14 protein-coding genes are annotated in these 13761 nt (G+C 57.9%); 12 read left to right on the top strand and 2 right to left on the bottom strand.

Features of this window, described 5'->3' with window-relative positions:
- Positions 1-124 precede the first annotated feature (124 nt).
- Positions 125-1336, bottom strand: a complete 1212-nt coding sequence (locus ADB08_RS03150) for an IS110 family transposase (protein WP_011273191.1) — start codon at positions 1334-1336, stop codon at positions 125-127.
- Positions 1337-1893: 557 nt separating this feature from the next.
- Between ADB08_RS03150 and ADB08_RS03155 the strand changes: the two genes are divergently transcribed.
- The 9 genes from ADB08_RS03155 to ADB08_RS03195 all read left to right on the top strand — a co-directional run bounded on the left by ADB08_RS03155 (position 1894) and on the right by ADB08_RS03195 (position 10156).
- On the top strand, positions 1894-3303 hold the full coding sequence (locus ADB08_RS03155) for an HNH endonuclease signature motif containing protein (protein WP_049170763.1): 1410 nt from the start codon (positions 1894-1896) through the stop codon (positions 3301-3303).
- A 139-nt stretch (positions 3304-3442) separates the two neighbouring features.
- Positions 3443-3784 carry a 50S ribosomal protein L19 gene (gene rplS / locus ADB08_RS03160; protein ID WP_048761860.1) on the top strand — a complete coding sequence of 114 codons (342 nt, stop codon included), beginning with the start codon at positions 3443-3445 and terminating at the stop codon, positions 3782-3784.
- 74 nt (positions 3785-3858) lie between these two features.
- Positions 3859-4656 (top strand): signal peptidase I, encoded by a 798-nt coding sequence (gene lepB, locus ADB08_RS03165; RefSeq protein ID WP_048735525.1) that lies wholly within the window; start codon positions 3859-3861, stop codon positions 4654-4656.
- The gene (locus ADB08_RS03170; RefSeq protein WP_224783775.1) at positions 4631-5335 is read left to right on the top strand and encodes a ribonuclease HII; all 705 of its coding nucleotides are present in this window, start codon (positions 4631-4633) and stop codon (positions 5333-5335) included. The genes lepB and ADB08_RS03170 overlap by 26 nt, the downstream gene beginning before the upstream one ends.
- 54 nt (positions 5336-5389) lie before the next feature.
- Positions 5390-5692 carry a DUF2469 domain-containing protein gene (locus tag ADB08_RS03175; RefSeq protein WP_005509529.1) on the top strand — a complete coding sequence of 101 codons (303 nt, stop codon included), beginning with the start codon at positions 5390-5392 and terminating at the stop codon, positions 5690-5692.
- A 196-nt stretch (positions 5693-5888) separates the two neighbouring features.
- Positions 5889-6311, top strand: a complete 423-nt coding sequence (locus tag ADB08_RS03180) for a YraN family protein (RefSeq protein ID WP_065421646.1) — start codon at positions 5889-5891, stop codon at positions 6309-6311.
- Positions 6312-7844, top strand: coding sequence for a YifB family Mg chelatase-like AAA ATPase (locus ADB08_RS03185; RefSeq protein WP_049170772.1), 1533 nt, complete (start codon positions 6312-6314; stop codon positions 7842-7844).
- Positions 7845-7873: 29 nt separating this feature from the next.
- Positions 7874-9010: a DNA-processing protein DprA gene (gene dprA / locus ADB08_RS03190; RefSeq protein WP_049170775.1), complete on the top strand. Its 1137-nt coding sequence runs from the start codon at positions 7874-7876 to the stop codon at positions 9008-9010.
- 291 nt (positions 9011-9301) lie between these two features.
- On the top strand, positions 9302-10156 hold the full coding sequence (locus ADB08_RS03195; protein ID WP_049170927.1) for a tyrosine recombinase XerC: 855 nt from the start codon (positions 9302-9304) through the stop codon (positions 10154-10156).
- A 14-nt stretch (positions 10157-10170) separates the two neighbouring features.
- Here ADB08_RS03195 and ADB08_RS11205 read toward each other — a convergent pair whose 3' ends face one another.
- Complete coding sequence (locus tag ADB08_RS11205) at positions 10171-10692, bottom strand: murein hydrolase activator EnvC family protein (protein WP_065421647.1); 522 nt, start codon at positions 10690-10692, stop codon at positions 10171-10173.
- 377 nt (positions 10693-11069) lie between these two features.
- Between ADB08_RS11205 and rpsB the strand changes: the two genes are divergently transcribed.
- The 3 genes from rpsB (at position 11070) to pyrH (ending at position 13681) form a co-directional block, all read left to right on the top strand.
- A complete protein-coding gene (rpsB, locus tag ADB08_RS03205; RefSeq protein WP_040360682.1) occupies positions 11070-11891 on the top strand; it encodes a 30S ribosomal protein S2 in 822 nt (273 codons plus the stop codon).
- 55 nt (positions 11892-11946) lie between these two features.
- On the top strand, positions 11947-12774 hold the full coding sequence (tsf, locus tag ADB08_RS03210; RefSeq protein WP_049170780.1) for a translation elongation factor Ts: 828 nt from the start codon (positions 11947-11949) through the stop codon (positions 12772-12774).
- Positions 12775-12955: 181 nt separating this feature from the next.
- A complete protein-coding gene (gene pyrH / locus ADB08_RS03215; RefSeq protein ID WP_005509726.1) occupies positions 12956-13681 on the top strand; it encodes a UMP kinase in 726 nt (241 codons plus the stop codon).
- Positions 13682-13761: the final 80 nt, after the last annotated feature.

Consider the following 13761-nt stretch of genomic DNA (forward strand, 5'->3'; position numbering starts at 1 on the left):
GGGGGGTGTCCCTATGTTTTTGTCAAGTGCCAGACCGATGTTGACGAGCACAGTCTTGGGAGTAGTTTCTTAGGCGTGCCTAGGAGCCGGCCAGCGTGTGCTGGTCGGCTTCGTCTTTGGGGCTTTATGCGGCGACGGGGCGTGGCGGGATTTCGCGGAAGAACTCCTTGTTTTTCAGCATCGCGTAGATGACATTGCATCGGCGTCGTGCCAGGCAGATGACTGCTGCGTTGTGGCGTTTTCCTTCAGCGCGTTTGCGTTCGTAATACCGCCGTGACGGTTCGTGGCTGCGGATAACTGCGAATGCGGAGTAGAACAAGGCGTTTTTCAGTCGTTTATTGCCTGACCGTGCCGGGAATTCACCTCTGATCGACGAACCGGATCGTCTAGTCACGGGTGCTATTCCAGCATAAGCAGCTAAGTGGCCAGCACTAGCGAAGTCGGAGCCATCACCGATCGCAAGAAGGATCTGCGCTGCGGTCTTGATGCCGACTCCGGGCATACTCATCAAGACCTCACAAAGAGGGAAATCAGCGAGCATCTCTTCAACCTGCTCAGCAATGGTGTTTCGTTGCTCTTTGAGGGCCTGGATGTTTGCAGCCAGTTGAGGAATTACTAACTCGGCGGCATCGCTTCCAGGCACGGTGACTGTTTGAGCTTTCAGCGCTGTAAAAATGTCGTCTACCAGCGGGGTGGGGTCTTTACGTGTGCGCTTGATCATCCAGTTCAACACTCGTTGGTATCCGGCTCTTTTTAGCCCCTGCGGTCCCTTGTAATGGATCAATAATTCCAGGATCGGCGTGCGAGTCAGGGTGCTACCAGCAAAAACTCGTTCCAGGCTGGGGTAGATCTGGGTGAGGACACTGCGAAGCCGATTGACAGTGCGAGTGCAATCGCGGGCGATGTCATCATCGAAGCCGGACAGCATCTTTAGGGCGGAGAGTACCTCATCATTGCGGTCGACGGCACGTAGCGTGTGGGGCATTGTGCGGGCGGTGTCGGCGATGATGAATGCGTCGCGTTTGTCTGTTTTTGCACGTCCCGGATAGAGATCTGCAGCTTTGCGCATCGCAAGACCTGGCAGGTATCCGACTTCGCAACCGCAGTCCCGGGCTACAGCAATCGGTAGTGCGCCGATGGTGTTGGGTTGGTCGACGATCACGAGCACGGTGCCAAGCTTCTGAAGCTGGTGAAAAACGCCTGCTAGTTCGGATTCGAGTTGAGGCAACGGTTTGTCGAAGACCTTGTTGCCATCACGGTCTAAGGCGCAGGCGTGGTGTTCAGATTTGCCGACGTCTAACCCAAGGAATATGTCGATGGAATGCTCCGGAGACATGATGAGCTCCTAGAAAACGAGATGGGTATGGCGTTGTTCCAGTCGCTGGTGTCATGACCTTCGTTGCAAGCACCCACGTTACAAAGAGACCTAGTTTAAAACTGGCCGTGTCCCTATCAGCTGTCATCGAAAGTCCTGGCACCCGGCGGCAACACCCCCCGGATTATGGAAACTACAGGGCAGGTAAGCCATACCGGACCAGCGACTATCCCCATTATCGGGGACACTCACAAGGTAACGGGGCTTTGTAGCAACGGTCGGCAGCGGTCGTTATTGGAGTGCTGTATCAGCGTGACGTTGTAGCGAGCGGTTGTAGCGTGCCGTCTTAGTGTGCGCGGAGTTTCGCCAGAAGATGCACCTCGTGACATTTGATAACACGCTCAACAATTCACTCGAATGTACAAGCGAAAAAGTTTTATTAAAGGGGTTGCGCAATCGAATGGGTGTGCTAAAATGGAGGCATCAAGAACAAAGTGCTTGAGCTTCTCTTCTTGGCGTTGGGCTAGTGGTATTCACTGGTTATCGACACTGAGCGGGGTTGGGGCTTTGGGGGAACAATGTCTGAAAAAGATAGTCCGGCCAAACAACCGTCCGATGTTTACCAAGCGGCTCTGCTGCCTGAAGCGCCGCAGTTTTTCCACGAGTCATCCACGAACCAGTTGGCGGTGGCGGGTATCCAACGCAATCGCCTGGAACTGGGTATAGCTTGCGGTTGCACGCCGAAGTCGCTTGAGATTGATGTGGATGCATACATTGCTGAAATCGCACCCGAGTTGGGTATTTCCCGCGGTAAGGCGCTCGAGTATGTAGAGGTCGGCATTCAGTTAGCGCGTATGCCCCGGCTGGGTGCCTTTATTAAAGCTCGAGCTCATTTGCCCTTTGCGCATCTGATCACCATTGCTCGCGCGACAGCGCCGCTCCACGATCCAGAGGTGCGTGCAGCTGTTGAAGAAGAAATTGCCCGCTTTGTCATTCCCCGAAAGCATGGCGAGGCACTCCGGGGAGTTCGCAGCCTACATAAATTCCTGCAACGGGTTATCGAAGAAATTGAACCTCAGCTTCGCCCCAAAAACCTTCCGGGTGATGTCGATCCGCTGCTTCCTGCAGGAGAACGCGAAATAGTAGGAGAGAGTATCGGTTTTGAAGAGAGCGACAACTTCGCGGAAGTTTTTATGGAGCTGGAAAAGACCCGCGCTCTCGAATTCAAAACCACCCTCGAGTCCATCTCCAGCTCAGCTGGCTGCACTCGAGTCGAAGCTTTGACACACCTCATCCGCGGCACCGCCGAGGCAAAAATCGTACTCAACCTATACTGTCCTGCCACAGAGGAGCGTCCCCGCACCGCCTGGCTTGGCGGCGTTGGCTGGATCTCGCAGTTAGCTACGCAGGCGTGGATTGATAAGGTCACGCATATTCGTATGCTTGCCGACGAAACCGCGGAGGGCTACGCCCCAACCGAAAGTCAGAGAGCCTTCGTTAAAGGTCGGGACGGAACGTGTCGCTTTCCGGGGTGTGATGTACCCGCGGAGCTCTGCGACATTGACCATATTGAGCCGTACGACAAAGAGCACCCAGAGGAGGGCGGGGCAACAGAAACGCCGAACCTCCACTGCCTCTGCCGCCGGCACCACAACATGAAAACAGCTGGTCTGTGGAATGTTGCACGTGATCGGGATGGGGTGGAACTGTGGACGTCGTCAAGCACGGGCAAAAAGGCGGTGAGCCTGGAAGACGGGCCGCTTGCCGGGCACGGGCGCTACACTTTCGACAAACGGGGACTGCGGATGACGCAGGCGCTGGCAGAATATAACGAGTATCGCCAGGAGCTGATAGAGCAATCACGGAAGCTGGTCGAGGAAGCGCGCAGGGGAGAAGACACCGATACTCCCAACCCGCAAGACCCCCAAGACTCGGAAGCTCCCCAAGACCCGCAAGACCCGCCGAACATGGAAGAGTTTGGTTTCTGACCAGGGGGTGTGTAATAATTTCCAGGTTGTCTTTATAGGCAGCTTTACCTGTTTCGGGCATGAACCGGCCGAGCGTCCCTCTGTGGGAAAGCGCCGCCAGGGTCCTCTGTCTATGCAAAAAGTAAAGGAATAAGTTTCCATGAACATTCTTGACAAGGTTGATGCAGCATACCTGCGCGACGACATTCCGGAGTTCCGCGCTGGTGACACCGTCGAGGTCGACGTAAAGATTGTCGAGGGTAAGACCGAGCGTATTCAGGTCTTCAAGGGCGTCGTTATCCGTCGTCAGGGCGGCGGCGTCCGCGAGACCTTCACCGTCCGCAAGGTATCCTTCGGTATCGCTGTTGAGCGTACCTTCCCGGTGCACTCCCCGAACATCGACGAGATTCGCGTTGTCTTCAAGGGCGACGTTCGCCGTGCGAAGCTGTACTACCTGCGCAACCTGCGCGGTAAGGCTGCACGCATCAAGGAGCGCCGCTAGTCTTTTGGCGCAAAATAATCCCCATCGAGTGTTGAGCTCGGTGGGGATTTTTCTATCGCGTATAGTCTTTTCCCATGACCGACGACGATTCTCGCGAACAGACTGACGGCCAAAAAGAAGACCGTACTGAAGGCTTGAAAGGCTTCCGGAAACTTGACGAGGAGCCTGAAAAGCACACTCCGTGGTACATCGAGATTCCAATCATTATCGTGATTGCCCTGCTCATCAGTGCTGGTGTGCAGTCCTTTATCGGCCGTGTCTACGTGATTCCATCCGAGTCGATGCAGCCGACGCTCAACGGATGTGTCGGGTGCACCGGTGACCGCATTTGGGTGGATAAGGTTTCCTACCAGTTCTCAGATCCCAAGCCCGGCGATGTTGTCGTCTTTAATGGCCCGGAGTCCTGGAATAGTAACTACGTGTCACAGCGTTCTACTAACCCGGTGGCAAACTCGCTGCAGACGGTTGGTTCCTGGATTGGCCTTGTCGCCCCTGATGAAAATGCGTTGGTAAAGCGTGTGATTGCCACGGGTGGGCAGACTGTGCAGTGTCGCCCAGGAGATCCCGGCATCATGGTTGACGGCAAGATGACAGACCAGGATTTCATTAAAACTCCAGCAGACAAGCCGGTGGTGGATAATCTTGGCTCAGAGCAGTGTGGTGGCCCGTACTTCGGGCCGGTAACAGTGCCGGAGGGGCATCTGTGGGTCATGGGTGATAACCGCACCAACTCCGCGGACTCTCGCTATCACATGGGCGACGAGCTGCAGGGTACTGTGCCACTGGATAACGTCGTCGGCAAGGTGCAGGCAATCATCCTGCCGTTTAACCGCATCGGTGGCGTCGATGATCCGGACATCCAGCACAACTAGTCAGCACAGTCTGCTCACGCCGCCGGCGCCGAAACTGCGGAGGCTGAAGCAGTCGCGCACGATAGAGGTCGCGCTGGCAAAGCGCGGCTTTGGACCTGTAGCCGGGGTCGACGAGGCTGGTCGCGGCGCCTGTGCAGGCCCGATAGTTATCGCCGCCTGCTGCCTTCCAGAACGCCCTATCGCAGAGCTGGATAAGCTCACCGATTCTAAAAAGCTCACGCCGGCCGCACGTGAACGGCTCTTTCCGCTCATCCAACGCTTCGCCACCTCTTTTTGCGTGACGACGATTCCCGCGTCCTACATCGACCAATTCGGCATCCAGGACGCGAATGTCACTGGAATGCGCCGCGCGGTAGCCGGGTTGGGGCAGCGTCCTGGCTACGTGCTTACCGACGCACTCAAGGTGTCTGGCTTCACGGCACCCTATTTGCCCGTGATTGGTGGTGATTCCGCTTGCCGATGTATTGCTGCTGCGAGTGTCTTAGCCAAAGTCACCCGCGACCGCATTATGGTTGACCTATCGGAGAAGTATCCGGACTATGGTCTGGCGGGGCATAAGGGCTACGGCACGTCATCGCATATGGAAGCGATTTCACGCCATGGCGCAACCCCGGAGCATCGGTGGTCATACCGCAATGTGCGCTTGGCACACGCGGAGTATCTTGAGCACCCCGAATAGACCAACATGTACAAAAAGAGCAACATGTAAACACTCGAAGGAGCCGTCGCGGTCGTGAGCGCAGAAGATCTAGAAAACTACGAGGCCGACGTTGAACTATCCCTGTACAAGGAGTTCCGCGATGTCGTTAGTCAGTTTTCGTACGTTGTTGAGACGGAGCGCAGGTTCTACCTTGCTAATGCTGTGGAGCTGATTCCGCACAACAGCGAAAACGAGGTCTATTTCGAGCTGCGGATGTCGGATGCGTGGGTGTGGGATGTCCATCGCCCGGCTCGGTTTGTCCGCTACGTGCGCGTTATCACTTTCAAGGATGTCAATATCGAGGAACTGGATAAGCCGGACTTGCGACTGCCGTAGGTTATCGTCGCCTGTCATCGCATGTTATGGCTAGCTGCTAACAGTTATCCACAGTCGAAAAATTATCCACAGTTAGGGCCCTCTGAGCATTTATCGGAGGGCCTTTGTCATGCCCGCTGTGCAAGAGTGTTTCCGAACCGCCAAGGCAGTAAACCGCCAAGGCACAATTCAACGGGGAACCAGGGGGACCGGGGCTATGACACAGAGCTTTGAAGAACTAACCACGAGACAGCTCGGCGCGTTTGGGGAGGATTTCGTCGCCGAGATGTTGGAGGATCAGGGGTGGGAAGTTATTGCTCGGAATGAGCGGGTGGGGCGCTATGAGCTCGATCTTATTGCTGAAGATGTTGACGGCAGGCTGCATTTTGTGGAGGTAAAAACGCGGCGCAGCTCGCGAAGTAGTCAGTTTGGGGACGGCAGAGAGTCCATCACAGCAGCCAAGCTTCGTCATTTGCGCAAGGCGGCGGCACAGTGGCTGTCAGAGAGTTCTACCTACTGGTTAGAGTCCGTAGTTATCGACTGCGCAGAAGTCACAGTGTCCAGCCCTTCGTCCGGTCCTCCAGTCGTTGCAGTTACGTACATTCCCGCAATCAGCGACGCGATCATGTGGGACTGCTAGATGACTGTCGGTACAGCTCTTGCAGTCAGCCTCAGCGGCATTGAAGGAACTATTGTGCAGGTGGAAGCCGATGTTGGGCGTGGCTTGCCGGGAATGTATATCGGTGGGCTCGGCGATGCCGCCGTCGGAGAAGCCAAACATCGCGTGCGCACGGCGGTTGCTAACTCGCAGTTGCCCTGGCCGAAGACAAAAGTCGTGGTGAGTCTGTCGCCGGCGCATATCCGCAAGCACGGCACTAGCTTTGACCTCGCCATCGTCTGCGCCATCCTTATCGCAACCAGCGATGACATGGAGGCCCGAGGTCGTCTCCGCCACACGGTTCTCATTGGCGAACTTGGGCTCGACGGTTCCATTCGCCCGGTGCGTGGAGTGCTGCCGCAGGTCCTTGCCGCCCGCGAGGCAGGTGCCCGTTGGGTTGTCGTCCCCGCCGCCAACGCCGCCGAGGCCGCGCTCGTCGACGGCATCGCAGTCTGCACCGCAGCCGACCTCACACAGCTATGGGGCTGGGTACTCACCGGCTCAGGTTTGACGACCGCGCTTAACGACGACCCCAGCGAACAAGCCTTCTCGGTAGACCTGGCCGATGTCGATGGCCAACCTGAGGCGCGCTTCGCCCTCGAGGTAGCCGCAGCAGGTGGGCACAATCTGTTCATGCAGGGTTCTCCGGGAACTGGGAAGTCCATGCTCGCTGAGCGCTTGCCCACAATTCTGCCGCCATTGCAGAAGTGGCAGCAGCTGGAGGTCACCGCGCTGCATTCGGTGGCCGGAGCGCTCGATACTGCGGACACTCTTGTCCAACATCCGCCGTTTGTGGCTCCACATCACAGCGCGACTGTGGCAGCGCTAGTCGGCGGCGGTGCTGTGCCCAAGCCCGGCGCGATTAGCCTTGCCCACCATGGGGTGCTCTTCTTGGACGAAATCACCCTCATGCGCCCGGCGGTATTGGATGCGTTGCGGATGCCGATGGAAAACGGGGTGGTCGTCCACCTGCGTACGCACCATCGAGTGACTTTTCCGGCGAGAACACAACTAGTCATGGCGACCAATCCCTGTCGGTGTGGGGCGGCGTATGCCAGCGAATGCACCTGTTCTAGTACCGAGCGAGCCAAGCATGGTCGCGCATTATCGGGCCCGCTACGCGATCGCATGGATCTCAACGTCACGCTCAGTCCTGCCGGGGCCAAGCTGGGAATTAAAAACAAAGCACACAATGAGCCCTCCGCGGCCGTTCGCGATCGGGTACAGGCCGCACGTGACCGTGCCCGCCATAGGTGGCAGGCCCTGGGGCTTGCCGACGAAGCAGCCGTCACCAACGCGAGTGTGCCACGCTCGCTTCTCCGTCGTCACGCGGGCTTAGACGAAGAAGCGATGGCGTTATTGGACTTCCAGTTGAGGAACGGAGAGATTACCCAGCGGGGAGTGGACAAAGTAATCGCAGTGGCGTGGACGCTCGCAGATCTCGGGGGAGTAGACGCGTTTACCTTCGAGCACGTGCAACGCGCCTGCCAGCTGCATGACCGCGAGGGCGGCTAATACAACCGAACCATTATCAAGGGGGAGAAATGGACGAAATTCACGCGTGGGCTTACCTGAATCGTGTGGTAGAGGCGACGCATCCGCAGATTGTGCGGCTCGTGACGGAGTTTGGGCCGGTAGAGGTAGCAGAGAGGATCAAGGCTCGCGCCGGGCTGCCGGAAGGTCTGCTCAATACGACGCAGGCACGGGCCGACGTTGACCAGAGCGGCCACGATTTGGAGCTGGCGGCAGCGATGGGGTGGCGTCTTATTTATCCGGGGCACCCAGAGTGGCCGGGGGAGCTGCTGTCCTGCTTTACGACGCTCGAAGTCCGTGACCGCGCCGATGCACCGCCACTTGCGCTGTGGGTGCGTGGCCGTGACTTGCGGGACGTGGTCAGTGAAGCGGTGGCGATTGTCGGAACGCGGATGGCCAGCAGCTACGGGACACAGGTGGCGGCCCAATTCGCGGGGCAGTTCGCGAATGCGGGGGTTAGTGTCATCAGTGGTGGTGCGTTGGGTATTGATGCCGCGGCGCATCGAGCTGCGCTCGACGCTGGCGGCACTACGGTTGTGGTCGGAGCCGGTGGTGTAGGGGTTGACTATCCGCGGGCGCATGCAGAACTCTTCGACGGGATTGCAGAGCGGGGTGCGCTGATTACGGAGTATCCACTGGGGGTGCGACCTGCGCGGCATCGGTTTTTGACTAGGAATCGTCTGGTAGCGGCCCTATCGCGAGCAACCACAATCGTCGAGGCGGGCTGGCGTTCAGGGGCGCGCAACACAGCGCACTGGGCAGTGAGGCTAAACAAGCCCTTGGGAGCAGTGCCGGGACCGGTGACGCTGCAAACTACCTCTGGCTGTCATGACCTAATCCGCAGTGGCGAGGCTGTCCTGGTGTGTAGTGCCGATAATGTGCGGTCGCTGTATCGGTCAGTTGGCACAGTGAACGAGGATGCTCAGCTTGAATTGTTGTGGGAAAAGTCGGCGGTGCAGAAGCTTTCTCGAAACGAGCTCGCTGTCTACGACTCTCTGAATTCTGCGGAGCCAACGCCGGTGGGAGAAGTCGCAGCGCAGGCGGGATTGGCCGTGGCGCTTACGACACATTTGTTGCTGGAGCTGCAGGGACAGGGGCTGACCAGTCGGGTGGAGGGTGGGTGGTTGCGCCAGGAACAGAAGCGTTAGTGAGGCGCTAATAAAGCCTTCTGCAGAGAATCTCGAAAAAATCTTGAATTAGGTATTGCAATTCTCTGTACGCTCAGTAATATAGGCAAGGCAAGCCTAAGTAACTGTTACGGAAACGGGCTTGTGACATGGGTGAGGCAATAGGGCAGTGGCTCTGGCGAAAGTCGGAGTCACTGCCTTTTTCCGCTGTCTGGTGAGGTCTCGCGGTGTGCATCTACTAAGGTCAGAACCGTGAAGCGCGCAACCAATAACGACGACAGGACTGAGCTGGATCTCGGGTTATCCGCCAATATTGAGGCCGTGCTCATGGATTTTCTCGATGAGCTGACTTATTCCCGCAGACTCTCTGACGCAACCGTCCGTGCCTATCGAGCCGATCTCATCCCCCTCCTCGCCGGCCTGGACCACATCAGTGAACTCTCCACCCCTGTCATCCGTGCGCACCTCGGCGCGAAGCATGCGGAGGGTGCTGCGCGGTCATCGCTGGCTCGCTTAACGACGTCCATTCGCCAGTTCTGTAGTTGGCTCGTAGCTCGGCAAATTCTCGATGCTGATCCGTCGCTGCGGCTGTCAACGCCGAAGAAACATCAGCATCTTCCGGAAGTGCTCTCGCCGGAGAGGGTTGAGGAGGCAATCGAGAAAGTCTCATCCGAGGACAGCGCAGTTGCGGCTCGCGACTTGGCCATTGTGGAACTGTTGTATGCCACCGGGATGCGTGTAGAAGAGCTGTGCAAGGCCGACGTCTCAGATGTGGACTTTTCCCGCCACATCATCTCGGTAGTGGGTAAGGGGAACAAGCAGCGCATCGTGCCCTTCGGTGCACCAGCGGAGGCGGCACTCAAAGGCTGGCTCCAGGTGCGTGGAAGCTTTCATGCTTCCGCACAGGCCGAACATGCGCTTTTTCTCGGTGTGCGTGGAGGTAGATTGAATCCTCGTCAGGCGCGCCGAGTTATTCATAAATGGGCTGATGTTTCACCGCATGCTCTCCGACATTCTGCGGCCACGGCCATGGTGGAAGGTGGCGCTGACTTGCGTGTGGTGCAGGAGATGCTCGGTCATTCGAGTCTGGCGACCACGCAGATTTATACCCACGTCTCAGCGGATCGTCTCCGTGAAGTACATAAGCGGGCACATCCGCGCGCTTAATTGCGCAGGGTTGTTTAATTGCGTACAGGCTTGAGCACGATTGGTCTCCGCTGTATCAAATCCAGTGGGTTGAGATAGTCTTTGCCGCGCAGTGCGCCCCAATGCAGGCCCGGTTCGGGATGTTTGGCGTTGACCACAAGATGACCAATCACCTGGCCAGCGGCCACGTGGTCTCCCTTTTCTAACGCGGTATCTATGGGCTGATAGGTTGTGCGGATGCCATCGGCGTGCATGATTGACACGGAAGTCATTCCGGCGATCGAACCGGCGAAATGCACCACACCGGGAGCTGAGGCGCGGATTGGCTGGCCCGGGGAGGCGTTCAGGTCTACTCCGCGATGTCCAGGCTGCCAGCGTTTTTCCGGTGGGGTGTAGAAGCGTAGAACTTTGCCGTGCACAGGGAAAGTATGCGTAATAGCGGATATTGGCTCGCCGGTAGCTGCAGGTGGGCTTGGGGGTGTTGTTAGCGCGACAGCGAGCACGAATAGCGCTAATGTGCGCATTAGCGAGCGCTTGAAACTCTGCTTGGTCGTCATGCGCGATAGTGTGGCGGACGCTGCACTCGTCGACAAGCGGCAGTGCATTGCAAACGGTTCTAGCTGTGGATGACTTTTTGTCCTGTGGATAGCAGGGCGTGTCAGATATTGCGACCTGTGCGATGTATCAGATAAGATGACGCTCGCGGTGTCTGCCTTAATGGGCGGTCATTAGCACAAAGACTACGCGCGCGACCCATTCCGGCTGGTTCACGGGTGCTCGGCAAGGATATCTGTCGGGTGTGAGGCAGCGGGGGAGCGCTAGGGCACAGGGAAAGCCTGTGCGTGAACTGTAACCACCTATATCGGATAAGAAAGGAAGGGAAGCAGCCGCAGCCCTAGTCAGGCTGGACGCGAGGATCTTCCCTGAATATGACATGGCTGTTGTATCCATGCGAGAACTGCTCGATGCAGGTGTCCACTTCGGTCACCAGACCCGTCGTTGGAACCCGAAGATGAAGCGTTTCATCTTCACCGAGCGCAATGGCATCTACATCATCGACCTGCAGCAGACCCTGACCTACATCGACGAGGCTTTCGAGTTCGTCAAGGAGACTGTCGCTCACGGTGGCAACATCCTGTTCGTCGGTACCAAGAAGCAGGCTCAGGAAGCCGTTCAGAACGAGGCAGAGCGCGTTGACATGCCATACGTCAACCACCGCTGGCTCGGCGGTATGCTGACCAACTTCGCCACCGTTTCCAAGCGCCTGGCTCGCCTGAAGGAGCTTCAGGCAATGGACGCTGCTGAGAACGGCTACGAGGGTCGCGGCAAGAAGGAAATCCTGATGCTGACCCGTGAGCGCACCAAGCTGGAGCGCACCCTGGGCGGCATTCGCGACATGTCCAAGGTTCCGTCCGCACTGTGGATTGTTGACACCAACAAGGAGCACATCGCTGTCGCCGAGGCTAAGAAGCTGGGCATTCCGGTTGTTGCCATCCTGGACACCAACTGCGACCCGGATGACGTTGACTTCCCGATCCCGGGCAACGACGACGCAATCCGCGCTGCTTCCGTGCTGACCCGCATCATCTCCACCGCTGTTGAAGAGGGCCGCAAGGCTCGCGCTGAGCGCGAGGCCAACGCTGCTCGCGAGGCAGCAGGCGACGCTCCGATCGAGTCCGCCGCTGAGAACACCGACCAGGCTGCAGAGATGGACGCCGAGGGCTCCACTGCAACTGAGACGGCATCCGCTGAGTAAAGCTGAACTTTCTAACCACCACAAGTTCTAACCACCACAAGGAGGAACGCCCAGCATGGCGAATTTCACTGCTGCTGACGTCAAGAAGCTCCGTGAGCTGACCGGCTCCGGCATGAAGGCTTGTAAGGACGCACTCGTCGAGACCGACGGCGATTTCGACAAGGCTGTCGAGATCCTGCGTATTAAGGGCGCAAAGGACGTCGGCAAGCGTGCAGAGCGCACCGCCGCCGAGGGCCTGATCGCTGTTTCTGGTAACACCATGGTCGAGGTCAACTCCGAGACCGACTTCGTTGCCAAGAACCAGGAGTTCATCGACTTCGCCAACAAGGTCGCCGACGCTGCCGCAGCAGTCAAGGCAAACTCCCCGGAAGAGCTCGCAGCAGCTGACCTCGACGGTCAGACCGCAGCTGACGCTACCCAAGAGCTCTCCGCAAAGATCGGTGAGAAGCTGGAGCTGCGTCGCGCCGCTACTCTCGAGGGCGACAACATCGCTGTCTACCTGCACCGCCGTGCAGCAGACCTGCCGGCAGCTGTCGGAGTTCTGGTTGCTTACACCGGTGAGGGCGAGGGTGCTGCAGAGACTGCTCACGCAGCAGCTATGCAGGTTGCCGCTCTGAAGGCTCAGTACCTGTCCCGCGAGGATGTCCCGGCCGACCGCGTCGAGGCAGAGCGCGCTGTCTACGAGAAGATCACCCGCGAAGAGGGCAAGCCGGAGCAGGCTATCGCCAAGATCGTCGAGGGTCGTCTGAACGGCTTCTACAAGGACGTTGTTCTGCTGGAGCAGCCGTCCGTCGCCGACAGCAAGAAGACCGTTAAGCAGCTCATGGAAGAGGCTGGCGTTACCCTGACCGGTTTCGTTCGCTTCGAGGTTGGCCAGCACTAATTCCCTGTAATTTGTGCATAAGCCTCTAGCTGTGAGCTAGTTTAAATGCCCCGCTCGGGAACCCGGGCGGGGCATTTTGCTGTCCTGTAGCCGATAATGCGGAGCGTCAAGTGTGCCTTGCTGTCGTGACCGGGTAGACTCGTCTGCGACTTTTTAAACGGTGTGAGAAAGGTGCATGGTCATGGCAGAATCTGTCGAGCGCAATGGCTTCAAACGTGTGATGCTCAAGCTCGGTGGTGAGATGTTCGGTGGCGGCAAGGTTGGCGTTGACCCGGACGTGGTGCAAAACGTTGCCCGACAGATTGCGGAAGTTTCCCGAAAGGGCGTCGAGGTCTGTGTCGTCATCGGCGGAGGTAACTTCTTCCGTGGCGCACAGCTTCAGCAGCGCGGCATGGACCGCGCACGCTCTGACTACATGGGCATGCTGGGCACGGTCATGAACTGCCTGGCTCTGCAGGACTTCCTCGAGCAGGAGGGCGTGGACTGCCGCGTTCAAACTGCAATCAACATGGCACAGGTCTCAGAGCCGTACCTGCCGCTGCGTGCTAAGCGCCACCTGGAGAAGGGCCGCGTGGTCATCTTCGGTGCAGGTATGGGGATGCCGTACTTCTCCACCGACACCACCGCCGCCCAGCGCGCCCTGGAGATCGGCTGCGAGGTGCTGCTGATGGCAAAGGCCGTTGACGGTGTCTACTCGGCCGACCCACGTGAGGTGCCGGACGCAGAGCTGTTCGATGACATCACCCACCGTGAGGTTCTGGAACGGGACCTGCGCGTTGCTGATGCCACCGCCTTCTCCCTGTGCATGGACAACAACATGCCGATTCTCGTGTTTAATCTGCTTACCGACGGAAACATTGCGCGCGCGGTAGCCGGTGAGCAAATCGGTACTCTCGTCCACAGCTGATAAATTTGTTCGTAATACGTTCTTTCCACAGAGCGCTCTAGAACTATCTAGAACCCGAGTAGAAACCCGAGGTTAAAAAC

Source organism: Corynebacterium sp. 239_CJEI (assembly GCF_001055995.1).
Taxonomy (GTDB): domain Bacteria; phylum Actinomycetota; class Actinomycetes; order Mycobacteriales; family Mycobacteriaceae; genus Corynebacterium; species Corynebacterium jeikeium_D.

Excerpts from the sequence above, each read along its gene's own strand:
- ADB08_RS03180 (WP_065421646.1), top strand. The coding sequence starts at position 5,889 with ATGACACAGAGCTTTGAAGAACTAACCACGAGACAGCTCGGCGCGTTT.
- ADB08_RS03170 (WP_224783775.1), top strand. The coding sequence starts at position 4,631 with ATGATCCGGACATCCAGCACAACTAGTCAGCACAGTCTGCTCACGCCG.
- rpsB (WP_040360682.1), top strand. The coding sequence starts at position 11,070 with ATGGCTGTTGTATCCATGCGAGAACTGCTCGATGCAGGTGTCCACTTC.
- dprA (WP_049170775.1), top strand. The coding sequence starts at position 7,874 with ATGGACGAAATTCACGCGTGGGCTTACCTGAATCGTGTGGTAGAGGCG.
- rplS (WP_048761860.1), top strand. The coding sequence starts at position 3,443 with ATGAACATTCTTGACAAGGTTGATGCAGCATACCTGCGCGACGACATT.
- ADB08_RS03185 (WP_049170772.1), top strand. The coding sequence starts at position 6,312 with ATGACTGTCGGTACAGCTCTTGCAGTCAGCCTCAGCGGCATTGAAGGA.
- ADB08_RS03150 (WP_011273191.1), bottom strand. The coding sequence starts at position 1,336 with ATGTCTCCGGAGCATTCCATCGACATATTCCTTGGGTTAGACGTCGGC.
- tsf (WP_049170780.1), top strand. The coding sequence starts at position 11,947 with ATGGCGAATTTCACTGCTGCTGACGTCAAGAAGCTCCGTGAGCTGACC.
- lepB (WP_048735525.1), top strand. The coding sequence starts at position 3,859 with ATGACCGACGACGATTCTCGCGAACAGACTGACGGCCAAAAAGAAGAC.
- ADB08_RS03155 (WP_049170763.1), top strand. The coding sequence starts at position 1,894 with ATGTCTGAAAAAGATAGTCCGGCCAAACAACCGTCCGATGTTTACCAA.
- ADB08_RS11205 (WP_065421647.1), bottom strand. The coding sequence starts at position 10,692 with ATGACGACCAAGCAGAGTTTCAAGCGCTCGCTAATGCGCACATTAGCG.
- pyrH (WP_005509726.1), top strand. The coding sequence starts at position 12,956 with ATGGCAGAATCTGTCGAGCGCAATGGCTTCAAACGTGTGATGCTCAAG.